The sequence below is a fragment of the Virgibacillus phasianinus genome (assembly GCF_002216775.1).
Taxonomy (GTDB): Bacteria; Bacillota; Bacilli; order Bacillales; family Amphibacillaceae; genus Virgibacillus_F; species Virgibacillus_F phasianinus.
Genome location: NZ_CP022315.1, coordinates 3,988,668 through 4,007,493 on the forward strand (window position 1 = coordinate 3,988,668; position 18,826 = coordinate 4,007,493).

At 38.5% G+C, this 18,826-nt stretch carries 23 protein-coding genes and 1 pseudogene; 2 read left to right on the forward strand and 22 right to left on the reverse strand.

What is annotated here, in order from left to right; all coding sequences use genetic code 11:
* Window positions 1-65: 65 nt before the first annotated feature.
* Entirely contained in the window at window positions 66-1,268 is a 1,203-nt protein-coding gene (locus CFK37_RS19425; protein ID WP_089063422.1) for an IS110 family RNA-guided transposase, read from the forward strand.
* A 184-nt stretch (window positions 1,269-1,452) separates the two neighbouring features.
* Here the strand turns inward: CFK37_RS19425 and CFK37_RS19430 are convergent, their stop codons facing one another.
* The 5 genes from CFK37_RS19430 to CFK37_RS19445 all read right to left on the reverse strand — a co-directional run bounded on the left by CFK37_RS19430 (window position 1,453) and on the right by CFK37_RS19445 (window position 4,228).
* A complete protein-coding gene (locus tag CFK37_RS19430; RefSeq protein ID WP_089063423.1) occupies window positions 1,453-1,818 on the reverse strand; it encodes a hypothetical protein in 366 nt (121 codons plus the stop codon).
* A 429-nt stretch (window positions 1,819-2,247) separates the two neighbouring features.
* A complete protein-coding gene (locus tag CFK37_RS19435; protein ID WP_089063424.1) occupies window positions 2,248-2,715 on the reverse strand; it encodes a hypothetical protein in 468 nt (155 codons plus the stop codon).
* Window positions 2,716-2,791: 76 nt separating this feature from the next.
* Window positions 2,792-2,938, reverse strand: coding sequence for a hypothetical protein (locus tag CFK37_RS20065; RefSeq protein ID WP_157724905.1), 147 nt, complete (start codon window positions 2,936-2,938; stop codon window positions 2,792-2,794).
* 206 nt (window positions 2,939-3,144) lie between these two features.
* The gene (locus tag CFK37_RS19440; RefSeq protein ID WP_089063425.1) at window positions 3,145-3,555 is read right to left on the reverse strand and encodes a DUF4362 domain-containing protein; all 411 of its coding nucleotides are present in this window, start codon (window positions 3,553-3,555) and stop codon (window positions 3,145-3,147) included.
* Window positions 3,556-3,793: 238 nt separating this feature from the next.
* Entirely contained in the window at window positions 3,794-4,228 is a 435-nt protein-coding gene (locus CFK37_RS19445) for a hypothetical protein (protein WP_089063426.1), read from the reverse strand.
* 328 nt (window positions 4,229-4,556) lie between these two features.
* Here CFK37_RS19445 and CFK37_RS19450 point away from each other — a divergent pair, with 328 nt between their 5' ends.
* The gene (locus tag CFK37_RS19450) at window positions 4,557-5,003 is read left to right on the forward strand and encodes an AraC family transcriptional regulator (RefSeq protein WP_089063427.1); all 447 of its coding nucleotides are present in this window, start codon (window positions 4,557-4,559) and stop codon (window positions 5,001-5,003) included.
* A gap of 535 nt (window positions 5,004-5,538) precedes the next feature.
* Here CFK37_RS19450 and CFK37_RS19460 read toward each other — a convergent pair.
* The 17 genes and pseudogenes from CFK37_RS19460 to CFK37_RS19540 form a co-directional block, all read right to left on the reverse strand.
* Window positions 5,539-6,447 carry a S66 peptidase family protein gene (locus CFK37_RS19460; protein WP_089063429.1) on the reverse strand — a complete coding sequence of 303 codons (909 nt, stop codon included), beginning with the start codon at window positions 6,445-6,447 and terminating at the stop codon, window positions 5,539-5,541.
* Window positions 6,448-6,539: 92 nt separating this feature from the next.
* Window positions 6,540-6,737, reverse strand: coding sequence for a hypothetical protein (locus CFK37_RS19465; RefSeq protein ID WP_089063734.1), 198 nt, complete (start codon window positions 6,735-6,737; stop codon window positions 6,540-6,542).
* 129 nt (window positions 6,738-6,866) lie between these two features.
* Window positions 6,867-7,187: a sterol carrier protein domain-containing protein gene (locus CFK37_RS19470; protein ID WP_089063430.1), complete on the reverse strand. Its 321-nt coding sequence runs from the start codon at window positions 7,185-7,187 to the stop codon at window positions 6,867-6,869.
* An 11-nt stretch (window positions 7,188-7,198) separates the two neighbouring features.
* Complete coding sequence (locus tag CFK37_RS19475; protein WP_089063431.1) at window positions 7,199-7,990, reverse strand: hypothetical protein; 792 nt, start codon at window positions 7,988-7,990, stop codon at window positions 7,199-7,201.
* 153 nt (window positions 7,991-8,143) lie between these two features.
* Window positions 8,144-8,619, reverse strand: a pseudogene (locus CFK37_RS19480) (DinB family protein).
* A gap of 766 nt (window positions 8,620-9,385) precedes the next feature.
* Window positions 9,386-10,255, reverse strand: a complete 870-nt coding sequence (locus CFK37_RS19485) for an SDR family oxidoreductase (RefSeq protein ID WP_089063432.1) — start codon at window positions 10,253-10,255, stop codon at window positions 9,386-9,388.
* A 151-nt stretch (window positions 10,256-10,406) separates the two neighbouring features.
* Window positions 10,407-10,943 carry a GNAT family N-acetyltransferase gene (locus CFK37_RS19490; protein WP_089063433.1) on the reverse strand — a complete coding sequence of 179 codons (537 nt, stop codon included), beginning with the start codon at window positions 10,941-10,943 and terminating at the stop codon, window positions 10,407-10,409.
* Between the two features lie 68 nt (window positions 10,944-11,011).
* Window positions 11,012-11,248, reverse strand: coding sequence for a DUF3953 domain-containing protein (locus CFK37_RS20765; protein WP_089063434.1), 237 nt, complete (start codon window positions 11,246-11,248; stop codon window positions 11,012-11,014).
* Window positions 11,249-11,359: 111 nt separating this feature from the next.
* The gene (locus CFK37_RS19500) at window positions 11,360-11,605 is read right to left on the reverse strand and encodes a hypothetical protein (protein WP_089063435.1); all 246 of its coding nucleotides are present in this window, start codon (window positions 11,603-11,605) and stop codon (window positions 11,360-11,362) included.
* 113 nt (window positions 11,606-11,718) lie between these two features.
* The gene (locus CFK37_RS19505) at window positions 11,719-12,015 is read right to left on the reverse strand and encodes a hypothetical protein (protein WP_157724907.1); all 297 of its coding nucleotides are present in this window, start codon (window positions 12,013-12,015) and stop codon (window positions 11,719-11,721) included.
* 70 nt (window positions 12,016-12,085) lie between these two features.
* Window positions 12,086-12,547, reverse strand: a complete 462-nt coding sequence (locus CFK37_RS19510; RefSeq protein ID WP_089063437.1) for a GNAT family N-acetyltransferase — start codon at window positions 12,545-12,547, stop codon at window positions 12,086-12,088.
* A gap of 100 nt (window positions 12,548-12,647) precedes the next feature.
* A complete protein-coding gene (locus CFK37_RS19515) occupies window positions 12,648-12,947 on the reverse strand; it encodes a hypothetical protein (protein ID WP_089063438.1) in 300 nt (99 codons plus the stop codon).
* A gap of 160 nt (window positions 12,948-13,107) precedes the next feature.
* Entirely contained in the window at window positions 13,108-13,629 is a 522-nt protein-coding gene (locus CFK37_RS19520; RefSeq protein ID WP_089063439.1) for a hypothetical protein, read from the reverse strand.
* Between the two features lie 374 nt (window positions 13,630-14,003).
* Entirely contained in the window at window positions 14,004-15,938 is a 1,935-nt protein-coding gene (locus tag CFK37_RS19525) for an FtsX-like permease family protein (protein ID WP_245837272.1), read from the reverse strand.
* The gene (locus CFK37_RS19530; protein WP_089063440.1) at window positions 15,922-16,707 is read right to left on the reverse strand and encodes an ABC transporter ATP-binding protein; all 786 of its coding nucleotides are present in this window, start codon (window positions 16,705-16,707) and stop codon (window positions 15,922-15,924) included. Before CFK37_RS19530 ends, CFK37_RS19525 begins: the two co-directional genes overlap by 17 nt.
* Before the next feature lie 176 nt (window positions 16,708-16,883).
* Window positions 16,884-17,918: a sensor histidine kinase gene (locus CFK37_RS19535; protein WP_089063441.1), complete on the reverse strand. Its 1,035-nt coding sequence runs from the start codon at window positions 17,916-17,918 to the stop codon at window positions 16,884-16,886.
* Window positions 17,919-17,955: 37 nt separating this feature from the next.
* Window positions 17,956-18,639: a response regulator transcription factor gene (locus CFK37_RS19540; protein ID WP_157724908.1), complete on the reverse strand. Its 684-nt coding sequence runs from the start codon at window positions 18,637-18,639 to the stop codon at window positions 17,956-17,958.
* Between the last annotated feature and the right edge of the window lie 187 nt (window positions 18,640-18,826).

Sequence of the window (18,826 nt, forward strand, 5' to 3'; positions counted from 1 at the left end):
AGCTATGAAACTACAAGTGATATAGGGGCGTACCGGCGAATCTAACAAAGGAGTAGTGATCACATATGGACCCTGTCATTGGCCTGGATATCGCCAAAGGAGAAAGCCAGGTCCAAGCTTTTTTACAACGGAAAGAATCGTATGGAAAAAGCTTTAAGTTTGAACACCATCTACAAGGGCTTCATACATTTTATCAGTTTTATCAGGAAGTGGAACAGGTTTCCGGACACCCTCCGGTTGTCATCTTTGAATCTACCGGGCACTATCATGAGCCCGTGCTCCAGTTTCTTGAGGACCACGATATAACCTATTATTTAATCAATCCGGTGGTTTCTTATGAGGCCAGAAAAACAAGCCTGCGTAAGGTGAAAACGGATAAAATCGATGCCTTCCATCTTGGGGAGTTGTACTACAAAGAAGATTTGGAGGCTTTCCAAAGAAAAACAGAGCAATACCTGAATCTGCGTCAATTAACCAGACAGCACAGCGCATTAACGGACAGCTATGTAGAGATTAAGTTACAGTTTCAGGCTGCCCTGGAACAGATTTTTCCGGAATACCATAATGTTTTCAGTAATCTTTGTGGAAAGTTGTCGTTGAAAACCTTACTGCATTATCCGACTTCTGCGGATATTCAAGAGGTCTCCCATCATGCGTTGGCCACGGAGATGCGTCAATTCGGTGCAAGACGGTCTGATGCTTGGTTCTTAGACAAAGCAACCCAATTAAAGGTTGCAGCTGCTCGCAATCCCTTTCGAGGAGCAATCTGTCATGGTCAAGTTCTTAGTCTGCAGATGTACATTCAGATGGTTTTCCAATACCAGGAGCACCTATCCAAGCTACAACACGAAATAGATACCCTGGCTCAGAGCTTTGGTGACTACGACTTGATCCGATCAATTCCCGGAATCGGAGAAAAGATTGCGGCAACAATCATCTCTGAAATTGGGGGAATGAATCAGTTTGAACGCCCTAAGCAACTGGTCGCCTATGCAGGGTTAGACCCTTCCGTGTTTGAATCAGGTAAATTCAAAGCCACTATCAATCGCATTACGAAAAGGGGCTCGTCAAGATTACGTCAGGCTCTTTATACAGCTGTACAATGTGGTCTTGCCAAGAGTCGGAATAAGAAAATTATCGCCTTTTATGAGCGTAAAAGGAACGAGGGCAAGCCACACAAAGTCGCTGTGATAGCTTGTGCCAATAAACTAATTCACTGGATCCATGCCATGTTAAAACGACAAGAAGCCTTTGTAGATCAATCGTAAGCACGTATTGAATTCACAATATTCCGATACCTTATCGGTTATGCGGTAAGGTTATTTGGTGTGTTCAATTTCAGTGTAACATGTTTTTTGAACCTTTTTAACTTTAAATGTTGACAGCTATTAGCTGGTATTATGAAAGATCATAATACAATCTTATTGAGGAAAAGTACCTGTTAGGTGATTATTATTTGTTTAAAAGAAATTCTTCTGTTTGACCATCCCATTCAACCGTACAAACGATTTGGTTATCTTCTTCAACATTGGTTTCAGGCCACTCAAATCTCAATACCCCTTCTTCATTTAACTTTCCGTCCCTCGAATTCAGTTCAAAACTAGTTCCACTAACATTGTAATTTACTGAACTAACTGATTTACCATCGGAACCATTAAACTTTAGCACAAAGTCCACCTTATCTCCCTTTTCACCTTCATCAGTATTCAACTCAGCTTTCCAATGATCACTTTCTCCGACAAAACTTTGTGGTTCAGTGCTACAGGCAGACAGTATTGATAACACCAATAAAAAAATAATAACTTTTTTTCTAGACATCAAAACACCCCCTACTTATAAGAGATGTCCAATTTTTGATTAATATGTTAAAAATAGTGGTTTATGTACATTCCTTCGCAATCCGCATCTACTTTAACATAAATATCCAACCGTCTTTGGATAGGATCTTCCACAAAATGGTCTTAATACGAAACTGACGCCAATCCTTATTCAAGGATAGCGCCGTTTGTGGCATAGTATATTAAAGTGCTTAAGCTAGCGTACCCATTACTTTAAGTATTTATTTTAACAATTTTTTTCAAATAGAAATTTTGTTTAATGATTCCTTAAATTCCTTCCATTTTCGTTCCAGTCAGCCATCTATCGTTGACAAAGTCTATGTATACAGTTTCTTTATAAGCTTAAAGGAGCAGCTTCATGTTACTCCCTCTTTCTTTATCTTATCTGTAAATAATACCAAGACCTGTCTTATTTTACCTTTATTGAAAAGGCATAATTTGCAAACATATTATTTTTCTCCCATTCAGCAGAGATATAATAAACATAGACCCCCTCTTTTTTAGGAGCAACTATTACATTATCCTCATTATCAAGGCGTTTTCTATCTCCTTCATTCTTAAACATTTTAACTATTAAAGTGCCATCACTAGGTGTTTTGTCAAAATTAAATTTAATTTTTGAATTAGGGAGAACCATAACCGGATCATGATTCATTCCCATAGCGAATGTAGAATCAAAATCATTTTTAGTAACACACTTTGTACCTAAAAATGCATCACCGCAAAAGCGTCCCTGAGTTGTTTTTATTTGAGTTCCATCGACGCTTAAGTCTAATCTCGGAGAATCTGGAAGTGAAAAACTTGTTGAAGGTAATATTATTGCAAGTGCTAATAAAACACCAAGCACAATGATTACAAAACTGGTACCTTTCTTCATGCCACATAACCACCCTTTTAAACGAGTTATCATAATGGTAGTGCACTTTTAATAAACATAGGTGAAATCAAAACCTTCAAAAATACGAATCAATCGTATAATAAATACTGTTAGGATCAACCCAAAACCAATAAACACTATCAAGCTTTTGTTTTTTACTATCCAATGGCAGCAATGTCTTATTGGTTGCGGTGGTTCCACATTGGACTACCCTCACAACCACAATCACATTTACACCTAATATTAAGGAAATTAATTACATTATCATTATTGCGAACCTGTGAAACCATTTTATTTCCATTTATTTTAGGAATGATCTTCCGCAACCTGGCCCTATTCAAAAGGACAGACGAAATTGGTCGGTTATTCCAGATTTGCGCCCGATTTGGTAACAGTCATAACTCGTTATCACCATCTTCCATTCGTAAATTATTTTGGTAATTGAAAATCAAAGTGATTACCAAAACCAGAAGAACAGTCGGTTAAATGGTACTCAACTTTATTTTTGTTTTCTTTGCTTTCAAGATCAGCACAAGTTGTACTTTTTACCTCTTTATTGGACCCCGCATATTCATCTTGCGAATCATCATAAATATATTTAATGTTTTCACCGTTATAATCTAACGTATGAAATATTGGGTCGCCTTCAGTTGTATATCTTACAATGCGCACCTTATTTTCTTCACCATTCTCAACCTTTTCGATAAACTCCCCCAGCTTATCTAAGTTACTTATTTCTCCATCGTTACTGAACACTACATCACTATCTTTCACCTGTTGGCACGCAACTAACGTTGATGAAAGTGTTATAAATAGAAATATTAAAAAAACTCCCTTCATAATTTCAGCTCCCACAGTTTAAGTTTGTTGCTACCGAATTAAACGTGTTACAGCTCTTTTAGTTTCAAATATCGAGTTCCTAAACAACCCTGGTCGCATTTGTTACATAAATCTAAGAAAAATAAGGGTGTTTTTGCACATCCCCCGAAAAAGGGGAATAAGCGATTAATCTTCCGCAATCTGGCCCGATTCAGGCGCTGCGTTTATTCAACAACTACGCCCGATTAATGAACAATGACTAAAAGTCTATTTCAAGAATCTGTTTAATATCATTAAATAGCTCTTTATGCTTTTCAACGGTTTTTCGGGGTTTTTGCAGGGAATTGAAATCTTTGTAAGGAAATATAAATGTTCCATCGCTTAACACATGAAAGGCGTACGGCGCCTTTTTGACAGTTTCCAATTTTTCACCCTTGGAGAAAATGAATGTGTAACTGTTTTGTGATTTCATTTGATCAAAGGCATTCTCGTTACTTGTTTCCTTTACTTTAAGTCCTTCAACCATTGTTAATATTTTTTTTATTTTTTGTTTGTCTTTAATCATTTTTGTCATTTCTTCAGAAGAAGTATTATTCTCTACCTTTTGAATGAATAACTGGCCTGATAAGCCCTTTTCTTTAACTTTTACGACTTCTTCATTTTCGGAACAGGCGCTTAATAAAAATATAACCAATGATAGACTTAAAATTAAATACCTCCTAATAATGACACCCCCTGTTATTTTAAATGGTCCAAAAGGTCAACGCGAGACACACAAAAATTTTATCAAACACCGAGTAGAAATTAGATACCAGTTATGTTTCGAAATGGTCTTGAACAATATGGCCCTATAAATCAATAATGGATGCAAACCTTATTCCGTTCTCGCGCCCTTTTGTTGAAGATTGTTAGTGATGTAAGGATACCATCTAATAAATTTTAAAAATTGAAATGTATATATTTTTAAAGCATGATACATTCGAATTGCACCAAACAAAAATAACAAAAAAGGAAGTGGCAAATTGGAATTTAAAGTCGAAACATTTCCAGATTATCGTATCGCTTATATGCGAAGGGTTGGTCCATATGATCCGGCCAATATCGTAGTAATGGAAGGACTAAAAAAATGGGCTAAGGACAGAAATCTTCTTGAATCGATAACCCTATTCGCAGTTCCACAAGATAATCCTGAAACAACACTGCCAGAAAACTGCAGATTCGATGCGTGTATTGTACTTTCAAAGGATTATCAAATGGATAGTTCAATTTATGAAGGTGAAATTCCTGGTGGAAAATACCTTGTTTACGAAATCGAACATACAGCGAAAGATATACAAAAAGCCTATTCTAATATTTTTCCATCCCTACAACAGAATGGATACCAAATGGATAACAAACCAATTATAGAAAAATACGTCGGTGATATGATTAGCAACCCTTATTGCGAAATATGCGTACCAGTAAAATAAAAAAGTAGACAGGGAAGAACAAGTTGTTTATAAATACTTATAACCTCTTGTTCTTCTTTATTAATCTGCCACAAAATGGCTCGATTAAGGCATAACCTTTATTCCGTTAAAGGGCCCGTTTGAGGAACAATGCTTTTACTTAAATAAAGTGAACGCTGAAGGCCATTTTATCAATCTTCAACCATTGAGCCCGTTGGTTATCTAACAAAATCATAGACCTTCACTTTTCTGTAATTCCTTTAGAGACAACATTAAAAACACTATACCTAGCAAGTTTAAAACAATACTTATACCAAGAAAAAGACCCCACCAATTTGTTCGCGCTGGAACCACGTATGACATCACTAAAGATGCAACCCCTATCATACCAAGGATGTATCCCATATTACCTTTTCTCATGTGAACAGTTCCTTTTTTAGTAAGTGTATTTAACCCAAATTAACATTAGCATAATTTATTTGACAAACTGGTCCTAATCAGAAAGATAGACGCAATCAGTTATTCCAGATTTGCCCCTTTTCTTGAATATAACTAATTACCTCACGCCTGTATCGATCACCAATTGTGCCGGCGACGTTGTGAGTTTTGCATTTGTTCCCAGCGGTACGCCATAATTAGGCTGGCAATGCCCGATGTGAAAACCCTTAACAACAGGGAAAGGCGCATAAGCGAAGAAGTCTTGCAGTACTACTTTAATCTTCGCATATTCGTCTGGTCCCGCTTGAAGGTCACCGATGACCACACCTTCGATCTCATCGAACACCCCCGCCTGTTTGAGATGGGTAAGCATCGCATTAATTAGAAACGAAGGTGCTCCGATTTCCTCAATTAGCAGGATGGCCCCTTTCGTATTCACTTGAAAAGGGGTTCCCAACCCATTGGTGAGCAGATCTAAATTCCCTCCCACCAAACGCCCTTCTCCTATGCCATGGGTTAGTGTTTTAAGGGGCATTTTACGAGAATCATAGGTCAGGGATTCTCTAGTGAAGAGGGGCAAAAATGAAGATTCTGTCTCTGCTGTTCTTATTTCATCATTCAGGTCAGTTGCCACCATCGGCCCGTGGAAGGTAACCAAGTCACTGTGCCTTTGAATTGCATTAAGCAGATATGTAATATCACTGTATCCCCAGAATATCTTAGGATTTCTCTGTATCTTTGCATAATCAATCATAGGTGCAATTCTTGCTGTCCCGAATCCTCCATTGGCGCAAAAGATTCCCCGGATAGTAGGATCAAAAAAGGTTTCATGCAAGTCAGCAAGTCTCTTTTGGTCGGCTGCGGCAAGCTTTTCCTCCCCATCGAACACATGTCGTCCAATGATGACCTCAAGCCCCATTTTTTCAAATACACGAATACCCTGCTTTAGGTTCTCTCTGTCTGATGGTCCGGCGGGGGCAATAACTGCTACCCGATCTCCTTCTTGTAAAGCAAACGGTTTAATCATACGCTTTCCTCACCTTCACTATTTCCTTATCTATTTCTAATTTAAACGCAATTTTTTCCGGAAAAGCGCCCAATCGTATTGATGAAAAACTTTTATCTGAAAAATACATCAATCAGTAAACCGATAGCAATGAGAATAAATGCAAGTTGTATAGTGATATACATAATCAACTCAAGTGACGCTAGCTTTCTTTGTTTTTTCGTTTTTTCTAAATGCCTTAGATAGAAACCAGAACTTAAAATAAGCAAAACGCTAGCTATGACTCGCAAAATTTCTGCAAAAAGAATCAAATGTATAACTCCCCTTCCCCCAGGCATTCTTTAATGACTCTTATATGCGATATTGGCGCGATTTCTTATTAGCGAATCGCCCGATTGCTTAAAACACTTGACTAATGCCCTTTAGTGAAAGAAGAATTATTAAAAGGCTTTTGTAATCATAGGTTTACTATCAGTTTGAAAAAGTGAATTTATTACTTTTATATAACTTACATCTGAAATCTCCATCAACCCCCATTTTAAATAGGAATTAGCATTATCGACTCCCATCATTAAAGAAGAAAACTCTGCAATATTCATTCTTAATTCAACATCAGCTGGGCCATCTTCTTTTATGTCTACAATTCTTCCTTCTTTAATGTCCAAAATAAAGGGCAAAGAATTTCTGGGGAAGAAATCATCTTCAATTAACCGCTTCCAGTTATCCTTCTGATATGTTTTTCCATCGAGACCTCCAAAAATATTTTCTTATTCTATATTTTAAACCACATTCCTTTAGCTTGATTTTCCGTGAGATTTAATTTTTTGATAAAAAAGGTTTGTAACAAAGGATTACTATCCAGCGTAACCCACTCTCGATAACATTTTATTAAATCTGATATTCGATGATTAAAATAGCCTTCTACCAGTGTTCGAATAACCTTAGTGCTTCTCCAGTAATCATAAAATGCAGCCGAATATATTTCGTTTTCGCTGGCATTTTCCCCAGATTCACCGAATTGATTAAGTGAATATTCTCCGTATTTATTTTTGTAAACATCAATCAATTGACTTTCCACTTCCATAATTTCATTAAATTTATATTCAGGCATTATTAGTTTTCGTGGAATATAAAAGCACATTCCCTCTTCAAACCAGGTATTTTCATAATCTATCCCATCAAAATCATCATGAAAAAACTCGGATTGATGGGTTAATTCGTGCCCTGCAATAGTTGCAATATCAGTCAAATCTAACGACATATAATATTCTGTTGCCTTTTTAACATCAATATCTTTTGTTGGTGATAAAAAAAGATCTTTCCATGTTTTGACTAAAGGCGTGATGTGAATTAAATCTCTTGATGTATATGCAGGTAAAGGTGATGTTGAATAAAGCTCAGTTGCCGATTCTAAATCATGAAATACAATACCCCTTGGATTATCAAAATCAGTAATTTGACCTAAGGATAAACTAAAATCTTTTAATAAATCAATAATCTTCAAACCGTTATTTTCAATTTCCTTTGTTCTTGATGTATCCATTACAGAAACTGCATACTTCATGTTTAATCCTCCCAAAACACCTAAATCTATTAACCCGTTAAATGACCCATTTCCGCAAGATAGAGCGCGTCCCTTTGTTTGGAATTGCGCCCTTTTCTTGAACGTCATTATTGATATCTTACTGAAAAGCACAAGTTAAATATATAATGATTACTAATCGCGATTCCAGCTCTTTTGCATTTTTCTAATATAAATAATTTGGCCAATATGATAAGCGTTATGTGTCGTTACACTCGCTAATATTTCCCACCATTTGCTATCTGGGAGACCTTGAACATTGTTTTCTAGTTGTTTTTCATGTAATATTCTTGCCAATATAAAAGTATTTCTAAGAGTTGTTTATGTAATTCATCAAATGTATTATTTTTTGGTATCATAAATGTACTATCATTATTTTCTACTGTCGGAACAGCATATACACTAGATTCTTTATACCTTGTTTGCCATGTTTTATTCCAGTAAATCAAATGCTGTACAATTTCCGCAATACTATTACTCTCCTTATCTACCTTCCAAAAAGCATCTTCTTCTGTCAAATTTTTAACTGATAGCGAAAATGGTACATACCAACTTTTCTCATTCGCATTAGCTGACAATTGGTCGTACAAGACATCTTTTGAATGACACATACATACACTACCCCTTCTTAATAAAATGGGAATCAATTCGCACCTTATATTGCTTCGAGTCTTTAATAAGTCCCTTCTTATTCAATATAATGACCCATTCCATAAGAAATGAGACAAAAACCTTATTCAGTAAATTGGCCCTATTACAGCCATATTTATACGATTATCGTTCCGTTTGTGATATATCTTACCTCTCATATCCTCACTGTCCAATTTATGGAAGATACGAGCTAGGATGCCAAGAACTGATCTAAAATAACATCTTGAACATGTGTCATGATTTTAATCCCCTTCAGCTAGTACACCTTGTCTGGTATTAACACTTTCTATCTTTATGTTCAAAACATCCATAAGTCGTTTCCTTTCCTTCTCAATGTCTACTACCCCTAATCTCAACGGACCACTTCCATTTGTTGGTTCACCTTATGCAACTTGTAGCCAAGTGTTAGCAACAATTTCCCATTCTGCGAAGTCCCCCATGTGGTATGAAGTATGGTAGCCTATTAAAAAGCCTTTCATACCATTTTATTCCTTTTTCATAATCAGCTATTCTTACTTGAAATGTTACACCCGTAATTAAGGATAAGCGCCCTATTCTGGAAGATCAAGATAATGATTACTGCCTATAGCTAATTGAACTAACGCACTTTTTAGTGAAACAAAAAAATTGAAATGCGACACTAAACATATTCCTAAGATTAACAAAATAGCTAAAACTGCTACAAGAGTCTCCATCAATTTATCTTCCCTTCTTAACAGGCTCATATTAAATCATCTCATTAAAATAATCCCTGATCTTATGCTTTCCATATACAGGTGCAATCACATTATGGGTCATCACGTTCATGAAGAATCGGTATAGCCCATAATAATGTTTGTTGGACCATTTCAATCCGACAGATACTGGTTTTAATAAACCAGTTGGAATATGTGTGATGTGTTCCTTTTGACACAATACATCAAAAGCGAGTTGAGCGATTTGTTCATAAGTAAGAATTTCAGGTCCGCCAATATCAATCGTTTGGTTTAACTTTGAGAAACATTGTATACAATATCTGCCCAAGTCTTCACCATGAATCGGATTCATTCTCATTTTTCCATCACCTATCACGTAAGCCCTGCCCTTTTTCGCCATATTAAGGAATTGCGTTAAGTCGGAAAAATACCCGGTCGGCCTTATGACAATGTGATCAACGCTTGACGCTACTAAGTCCTCAACAAAACGCTTTTTAGCTTTAATTAAGGGCCCAGGCTCCTTCCAATCATCGTCGATACAGACATGGATATACATGAATTTGTCAACGCCGCCCTGTTCAGCTTCTTTTAGTAAGTTAACATTTCCTTGATAATCAACATCGTCAAATGTCAAACCATCTATTTTACCTGTAATGCCAACGGATGAAAAAACGTAGTCGACGTCATCACAAATATGTTTTAATGTACCTGGCTTTGTCAAATCGCCAATGGCTACTTCATCAACATCTTCAGCAACGGAAGGTTCTAGGAATTTCCCTGGTTGATTCAATTTGTCTGGATCTCTCACCAGAGCCTTGGTGTAAAAGCCTTGATCCTTTAATGATGTTACAACATATCTACCCAGATAACCTGTGGCACCTGCGATTAATACCCGCTTCATACTTATTGCCCCCAAATTTCATTTCGACCATTGAGCAAATATAATTACCCTTGCCTTTTCAATTTTGTCATAATTTATTAAATAAACCGGCCCAATGATGCAATATCGGCGCCAATCCTTATTAAGGATTCGCACCCGATGATGGAAAGCCCTATAAAAAAAAGACACCTGGATACTCAATTACACCAGAAACATTATTAAGGGAATCTTCCTGTAATTCAATAGCCATTAATGCTTCTTCAGGCACTTCAAATGGTGCTTTAATTCGCCACTGAGATGACTTCCTAAAACCAAACTTCGGATAATAATCCGGATGACCTAGCACAATAACAGACTGAAATCCAAGCTTCTTTGCTTTTTCTAATGCCTTTTGTATTAAGGCCCTACCTATACCTTTATTTTGATAATCAGGTAAAACAGATACGGGTGCCAACGCTAATGACTCTACCTTTTGATTGCCATTATTAATTAACACTTTAGATAAAAGTATATGTCCTAATATCTCATCATTATCTTGGCTAACAGCCACTAAAGATAATTCAGGAATGAATACTTCCGATTGTCTGATTCGCGACACTAACTCATGCTCATTCTCATCACTTTGATCTGCAGAGGCAAATGCAATTTCTACAACCTTCTCAGTTAATTCATAGTCACTTTTTTGTTCTTGTCTAATAATAAAATTCATATACAAACCTCTCTTTCTTCCACAAAATGGCCGATTGAAGCATAACCTTTATTCCGTTAAAACGCCCTTTAGTGAAATAAAAAAATTTGGAATGCGACACTAAAAAAACAAATAAGACTAGTTACTAAATACAAATATCCATATTCCTTTCCTCCTTTAAGAAATTCGTCTAATCCCATCACCAACATAAATAATCCTAATAATATAGTGTTAAATAAAAACAAATCGAAATTTTTTGTCATTAACATATAAACTAACAAAAGAAATATAATTGCCGCTAAGAAAACTTTAGATATTTTTAACATGCTTTTGCTCCCTGATAAAATATTTCTCACCTCTTTTTCATCTTCATCCTGCTCCTTTAGCTGAACAAGGGTGCAGTTCCTTACTTAATTTAAGCGCCCGTTAGCTTGATATCATTTCTTAAATTGAGCTACATTCCAATTCCATTTCGCATTGATAGCATCCAAAAACCCATTTATTTTTTCTTGTGATAAATCTTTTTCTCCGGTTAATTTATTTGCATAAGATTTTAATACCCAGGTTTCATCATAAGGCTTTTCTGGTGCCTTCCATTGAACCCCAAATATGTAATCACTTTCATTTATCTTCGCTTCAACTGATAGTATGTCTCTGTGTAGTATAAAATTTCGCATATCCATTCCCTTACACCTCCATAAAAAGCTTAACCGTTATTAAACAATATGGCCCTAATACTGAACGGGCGCAGATTCTTACTCTGGTATTGCACCCGTTCAGTTGAATATTTATAGCCTTAAGTTGCTAAAGATTTTTTATTAATTAAATTTTCGACCCTTTTTTGTTGTCTTTTATAATACTTCGTCTTTGACATTTTTTCGATGTTGATGTTTCCAATTTCCTTACGTACTCTAGTATTATTAGCTATTAATTTATTGTGTTTTTCATTATTAACATACGCTTGAAACCACTCTTCCTGTTTTAGAAAGCCTATATTCTTTTCAATCCCTTTCTCTGTTATATCTTTAAATGATAAAAAAATCATCGTGCATATACTTCCTATTAAATTAAATATTGAACCTAGTATTTCCAATTACCTTTCACTTCCTTCAGCAAACCGGCCCTATAGTGGTCAGATTTATTCAGTTATCGCTCCCGATTGTTTAATACGGGAAATATTCCATTGGCTCCGTACTATAAACGTAACCATTTTTTTTATAATAATTTATGGATTCTTCACTTGGCCACACGATAACGAATTCATAATTGTTTTCTTTCACCCGATGATTAACTGAACTTAATACTTCACCTCCAACACCTTTATTTCTGTATTCCGGAACAGTATAGACATTTGTCATATACGCAAAAGGATATGTTTTTCTACCAGGTCGTGGTACCTTATGTATTAGTTCTATGTAGATATGCGATATGATTCTTTCATTTTCCTCCGCTACCCAAATAAACCACTGACGATTATTAAGCGCATCATTTAAAAAAGAACAACATTCCTTTTTAAAGTCATCGTATGATTCTTTTTCTTTATTTTCATCGTATTCAATTGTAAAATCCCATCTCATTTTTATTAATTGATCAATGTCTTTTGTTTTAGCAAGCCTAATATTCATCCAATCCCCCTTTCATCCCTTTGTTGAATAATTTTACCAAAGCGTTATTCAATTAACTGGACCTATTCAGAAGGACGCACTTATTAAGTTAGCGTGTCCGTTAATTTAACAGTGAACTTAATACAAATGGTGAGATGATCAGTATTACAGAGATAGAAATAAGTATAACGGAAACTTTCTTTGGCAGTTTCTTTCTACCCTCACCTTTATACCAACCAGAGAATTGAAACTTATTTCTATACAGAACAAAAAGTAAAACTAATATTGCTAATGCTCCGAGCCACGAATAGGTTTCGGTTGTTTCATTGATTGTATAAATGTTTCCTATAACGACCCAACATAAGGCGCCAAGTAACCCAAATATAACAATAATACGAAGTAACTCTAATAATGTTCCCACTCTTTACTCACCCTCCTTGTTTTATTCCATAAAATGGCCTGCCCTATTCAAGAGGACTCCTTATTCGACAAACGCGTCCTATTGTTTCAATGTCAAATCAAGGTTCTTAAGCTAACGCACCCATTGCTACAATCAAAACAACGTACTTCTGATTTTGCCTTTACTTTTGAAAAAGTTTATGAAAACCTTTGTCACGGAATAGAATACGTTCTACTTTGTGTTCTGCGTTCATATTCGCTTCTCCATCTAGAAATGTTACTTCTGATGAGTCACTGCCTTCTTTTTGGTACTGCACTTCTACCGTAAAATCATAAATAATTTCGTCGGATTCTGTTTTCTCGAATTCGATGTTCTTTACCTTTAATTTGTAATTGTTTCGAATTGGTTCCATCATTAATGACCAACTGAAATTATTTACAAAATGCAGGTAGGATGTATCATTTGCAAAATATTCTTTGTATCGTTTTTCTTCATATTTCACGAAATCTTCGAGACCATCACTTTTCAACACTTGTTTAAGTTCATCCGTTGGACCAGTAAGGGTCTTATGTACGACTGCTTCAATCGTTTGTATATGCGCATCTTGTGTTTGGTTTTCTGTTTTTTCAGTACAACCCACTACCATTAAGAGAATTGAAGCAAATAAAGCAGTTACCAAAAATTTGTACGTACATTTTCTCATATAATCTCCTCCTCGTATGTCATACCCATTTTACCACAATATTCCGAATAATATCTTAAAAAGTTCATTTACTTAACATCGAGCGAACTATCCTAGATAGATTATATAGTGAACCTCCCCCACCAAATCACAGATTTGGAAGGGGCTTCAATTGACTTAAATACAGCAAACGTCACGCTTAAGTTAAAGCACCTTTGGTGCTAAATGAGACCCAATAAACTAGAAAAACTAAAAGGAAAACTCCGGTAGTGATTAATCCATTCGAATCCTTATCTACAGGGAATCGATTTTATTAGGTTGGAAATATGCTTAGCGTACAAAACGTCCGAAATGTTGGCGGTACCCCATATAGCTTATCCCCCTTTAAGTGATGGTTATGACATAGCGTTTTTTACAATGTTGCGGTAGTAGCCTATGGTAAACAGAGCGAATACAAAATAGATAACCGTGTAAATCGCCATGACGATGGATACCGGAAACGTAATGTCCGACCGGATCATAAATGAAGCCGCCTTGATAGCAAAGATCGAATGCAGCATACCGATCGATAGAGGGAGAAGGAACACGATGGCCTGCTTTCGTATAATGCCTTTCATGATCATATCCACGTCAAATCCGAGCTGGCGCAACGTCTTATAACTTTGCTTTTCTTGCTCGGCTTCGGTCATTTGCTTGAAGTACAAGATGCTGCCGGTTGAGACCAAAAAGACAAGTCCAAGGAAAGCTGCAATGAAAATGAGCAAGCCTGTCGTCTGCAGCATTTCTTTGTAATGCGAATAGAAATCATACGTTAATCGTTCGTCACTGACGTATTTTGCGTTGTATAGAGAGGAAGCTATGGCAAGCTCTTCCTTGTCCGGAACTTGAAACGTATCAAAGTGAATTTTTTTAAAACCGGACGTACCGGCCATTTGTTCTGCGATTTTGTCCATAGTCGCTTCTGACACTAGCAGCTGCTTGCCGGGAGCATCTAAATTCATGATGTTCCTTTCCTTCAGTGTCTTCAATGTATACATAACGGTATGTCCATGCTGCTCCAGCTTTATTTCGGTTGGATATCGCTTCGACTGCTCATCTAAGTCCCCGGCAAGTGAGGCCCCAGCATCGTACAAAATGGCTTCGCCATCTGGCGGCACGTTGAGGTCTGTGCCTGTTTGTTTAAGCTGTTCGGCCGGAAGCCATAACAATCTTTCTTCAACCTTGCGAGATTCGTCATTCGGATCAAGGACGATGCCCATCGTCAGAACCGCTTGAACGTCGTGGTGATTAACATTGATGCCTTCCTTCTCCAACTCCATCTTGAACGACAGCGCCTCCTGCGGCTCGTTTTCAAACATAAAATCATAAGGGAGATTGCGGCTGCTCTCTTGCTCTGCGGAGAAGTAGGAGGAGTAGGCCATGGAAATCAGCGTGATGGCCATGGCCGACAACACTGTAATCAAGGTAAGTGAGTTGGAATTTGCTTTCGTATAGTGCATCAGCGGAGCCATCGACAGGCTGTTTGTTAAGCCCAGGTGTCCATCTTTACGTTTGCGGAACCGGTAAAAGCACCATCTGATCGTAACGCGAAACAATAAGTAAGTCCCTGCAACGATGGATCCGAGCACCAATGGTGCGTTGAGGAATAACTGTTCATTGATATGACCCGATAATTCATAGCCGTATCCAATCAGCGCCAAACCGAGCAGGGCAAAAATAGCGGATGCCACCGCTTTGGGCGGCTTAGTGAGGTCAGGCCGCTTGTCAGCTTGAAACAAATTCAGAAGGGTGCTGCGGTAAACCTTCAGCATCATCTGAATGGAAGTGATGACGATGATGAGAAGATAGACCATCAACGTTTTAAAAGCCGCTGGTACGGAGAAGCTGATGTCGACAATCCCTTCTAAGCCGAGCAGATTCAACAAAATCAGGACGAACAGCCTTGAAATCAACGCGCCGCAAATGATTGCAGCAATTAGTGCACCTAAGCCAAGCAGTATATTCTCGATCATTAGATATCGGGCTACCCAGCCTTTTGAAAGACCAATCAGCTGATATAGTCCGATTTCTTGACTGCGCCGACGCAGGAAAATGCCGTTGGCTGAGACAGTAAAGATCCCAACGATCACAATTAGCATGACTCCCGCAATTTGAAACCCGGCAGAGAAGTCAACGCTCGGATGTGTCATATTCTGAACTGCCTGATCGTGCTGTAGTGAGGTGAAGACAAAATACAGGCTCATACTAAAGATCAGCGCAAAGAAGTACAAATAATAATGCTTCACATTTTGCCGCATGCTGCGAAGCACTAATTTAAAAACCGTCAACATGGTCACCCCCCAGTACAGCTTGCACGTCCATAATTTCATTAAAGAAGGCATGTCTTGTTTTATCGCCGCGGTACAGCTCGGAATAAGTCTTCCCGTCTCTTAAAAACACAACACGGCTGCAATAGCTGGAGGCTACCGGATCATGGGTCACCATGACAACGGTGACGCCTCGCTTCTGATTCACCTTCTCCATCACGTCCAGTAACGAGGAAGCGGATTTGGAATCCAGTGCACCGGTCGGTTCGTCCGCAAACACGATCGAAGGCTTGTGGATCAGAGCGCGCCCGGCAGCTGTCCGTTGTTTCTGGCCTCCTGATATTTCATGCGGATATTTGTGCGACAGTGCTTTAATGTCAAGCACATCGGCGATGGCTGTGAACTCGCTTTCCGCTTTCCGCTTGCTCATTTTGCTAAAGGAGATGGGCAGTAGTATATTTTCCTTCACTGTCAACGTGTCCAGCAGATTGTAATCCTGGAAGATGAATCCGAGCTTGTTGCGCCGAAAGGCGGAAAGCGCGGTATTACTCAGCTTGGAGATATCTGCGTCATCGATTAAAACCGTTCCGTCCGTAGTATGGTCAATCGTGGCTAAGACATTAAGCAATGTCGTCTTTCCTGAACCGGAAGGTCCCATAATGCCGACAAATTCACTTCGAGTGACGCGTAAATCTATTCCTTTTAATACATGCTGTGCATTTCCTTTGGTACCAAATGTTTTGTGGACATTTCGTGCTTGTAAAACGGTTTCTCCTACATTCAACTGATCCATAACGCACCTCCAAATCATAATTTTTGCTTGATGATAGCTTTATTATACGGTTGGATTTTCCGCGTGTCGTACGTTTTGCATGACAATCTGGCAAGACAACGTGACAATCTTGTCAGGTTCACTATTCCACACCAAAAAACAGCCAGGAGCAATCCTGACTGCCTCATAGCTGGATATTACTCGCCCGCCCCTCTTCGGACAGCTTCGAATGCGTTGGGATCGACAAAGATCATTCGCATCACCGTACCTTTCGTTTGACCAGGTTGCGCTTTGAGGGTAATTCCTAATTTATCTGCAACGGTTTTTGCAAGATAGAGCCCAAGTCCGGTCGCTGCGTTTTGAATCCTGCCGTTTTCGCCCGTGAAGCCTTTCTCAAAGATACGCGGCAATTCGTGCGGCTGTATTCCCGGGCCTTCATCGATGACATCCAAAAAGACTTGGCCTGACTCCGTTACATCCGTCACAATCATAAGTTCCGTATTCGCAGGATTATATTTCACGGCATTCGTCAACAGTTGCCTAAGGATGAAGCGGCACCATTTTCGGTCTGTAATGGCCTTTACATCCGTTCCTTCGATACTGACCGCCAGATTTTTTGCCATACACCATGGCGCCAGATCCCGTACTTCTTCCGAGGCAAGGCACTGTATGGAGGTCAATTCAAGATTATAGTCTGATTCGATCGCGGTCAGACGTGTCATATGCAGCTGACGGTCGACCAACAAATACACCCGCAACCATTCCACTTCAATTTTACGTATTTCCGGATCACTTGGCCGGGCGTCCAGGATTAGCTTCATGGCGGTGAGAGGGGTCTTCACCTCATGGATCCACGAGGCCGTGAATTCATTCTCGATCAGTTGAGTTTCTTTATAGTCAGAAAGCTTTCGTTTAAACTGAAGGGAAGCCTCCCGTAAGATGTCGTTGGTCATCTGATCTAGGCCGTTCCCAGGCTCAGGAAGTGTCTCAATCCAGTCTAAGTCCATGTCTTCCTGCAGAGAAGCCAACGCGGCGGCATATTTTGTCTCTCTTTTGAAGCGCCATATAAAAAACAGGAGAAAGGACAGAATAAATAAGGCGTTAAAATAAAGAAGAGAAGTAGATGTGACCTGGATGCCTTGATCAAGCAGAATCAGAGCATTGGCTAAGCCGAGCAAGCCGGCAAACAGTAAAATCCAGCTTTTCCTTGCATCAACGTAACGGATAAACATGGCACGGTTCCCCCCTATCAGTACATGTTCACAATCTCTATAAAGTGATGGCCATATAGCCCAGCCCTTTTTTTGTCACAATAGTGTCTGCCAAATCAATCGTCTTCAGCTTCTGCCGCAAACGGGTTATATTCGCCGTGAGGGTATTGTCGTTCACGAACTGCTCGTCCTCCCACAGCTTTCGCATCAAGTCATGGCGCGAGATAATGACATTGTTCGATCTCACGAGCGTGATCAGTATAAAAAATTCGTTTTTTGTTAAATCTACTTCTTTCCCAGCGTTACGAATTACACCTCGATTCAAATCAATCAAGGCGTCGTTCCATTCAAGAATATCCGGTTGCTCTTCGCCATAAGCATATGTCCTCCGGAGAATGGCTTGAATTTTGGCATAAAGCACGTCTGTATGAAACGGCTTCTGGATGAAGTCATCCGCCCCCATGTTCAGCGCCATGACCATATCCATTGGGTGATCGCGGGAGGAAAGGAAAACAATGGGTACTTTGGATACAGCGCGAATCTCGCGAGACCAATGAAAACCGTCAAATTTCGGAAGTATGACATCCATGATGACGAGCTGAGGCTGTTGTTCAAGAAATGAATGCATCACACCTTCAAAATCATCTGGTCTCGTGACCCAGAACGACCAAGCCTCTAGACCTTTCTTCAACGCGGCAAACAAAGCATCATCATCTTCAACAACAAATATGTTTATCTTCATCGAGCCAGCCTCCTAGTGTCGCAAATTTGACTGTTGTAAATAAAATAATTTGAGGTAACAAAGAATTACTCCTCATTAAGGACCATTGAACCCGAATAGTTATTGTCTTGAAAGGCCAATGGTTTTTTAGACCTGATACCAAGTAACTTTATAATTTTCTGGTCTAACATTAACTAAATACTCTTTA

Bases quoted from the DNA above. Each gene is read 5' to 3' on its own strand.
- CFK37_RS19430 (WP_089063423.1), bottom strand. From the start codon at position 1,818: ATGTCTAGAAAAAAAGTTATTATTTTTTTATTGGTGTTATCAATACTG.
- CFK37_RS19540 (WP_157724908.1), bottom strand. From the start codon at position 18,639: ATGAAGATAAACATATTTGTTGTTGAAGATGATGATGCTTTGTTTGCC.
- CFK37_RS19485 (WP_089063432.1), bottom strand. From the start codon at position 10,255: ATGAAGCGGGTATTAATCGCAGGTGCCACAGGTTATCTGGGTAGATAT.
- CFK37_RS19425 (WP_089063422.1), top strand. From the start codon at position 66: ATGGACCCTGTCATTGGCCTGGATATCGCCAAAGGAGAAAGCCAGGTC.
- CFK37_RS19475 (WP_089063431.1), bottom strand. From the start codon at position 7,990: ATGAAGTATGCAGTTTCTGTAATGGATACATCAAGAACAAAGGAAATT.
- CFK37_RS19440 (WP_089063425.1), bottom strand. From the start codon at position 3,555: ATGAAGGGAGTTTTTTTAATATTTCTATTTATAACACTTTCATCAACG.
- CFK37_RS19525 (WP_245837272.1), bottom strand. From the start codon at position 15,938: ATGTTGACGGTTTTTAAATTAGTGCTTCGCAGCATGCGGCAAAATGTG.
- CFK37_RS19520 (WP_089063439.1), bottom strand. From the start codon at position 13,629: ATGAGAAAATGTACGTACAAATTTTTGGTAACTGCTTTATTTGCTTCA.
- CFK37_RS19490 (WP_089063433.1), bottom strand. From the start codon at position 10,943: ATGAATTTTATTATTAGACAAGAACAAAAAAGTGACTATGAATTAACT.
- CFK37_RS19500 (WP_089063435.1), bottom strand. From the start codon at position 11,605: ATGGATATGCGAAATTTTATACTACACAGAGACATACTATCAGTTGAA.
- CFK37_RS19435 (WP_089063424.1), bottom strand. From the start codon at position 2,715: ATGAAGAAAGGTACCAGTTTTGTAATCATTGTGCTTGGTGTTTTATTA.
- CFK37_RS19530 (WP_089063440.1), bottom strand. From the start codon at position 16,707: ATGGATCAGTTGAATGTAGGAGAAACCGTTTTACAAGCACGAAATGTC.
- CFK37_RS20765 (WP_089063434.1), bottom strand. From the start codon at position 11,248: ATGTTAAAAATATCTAAAGTTTTCTTAGCGGCAATTATATTTCTTTTG.
- CFK37_RS19460 (WP_089063429.1), bottom strand. From the start codon at position 6,447: ATGATTAAACCGTTTGCTTTACAAGAAGGAGATCGGGTAGCAGTTATT.
- CFK37_RS19535 (WP_089063441.1), bottom strand. From the start codon at position 17,918: ATGTTTATCCGTTACGTTGATGCAAGGAAAAGCTGGATTTTACTGTTT.
- CFK37_RS19510 (WP_089063437.1), bottom strand. From the start codon at position 12,547: ATGAATATTAGGCTTGCTAAAACAAAAGACATTGATCAATTAATAAAA.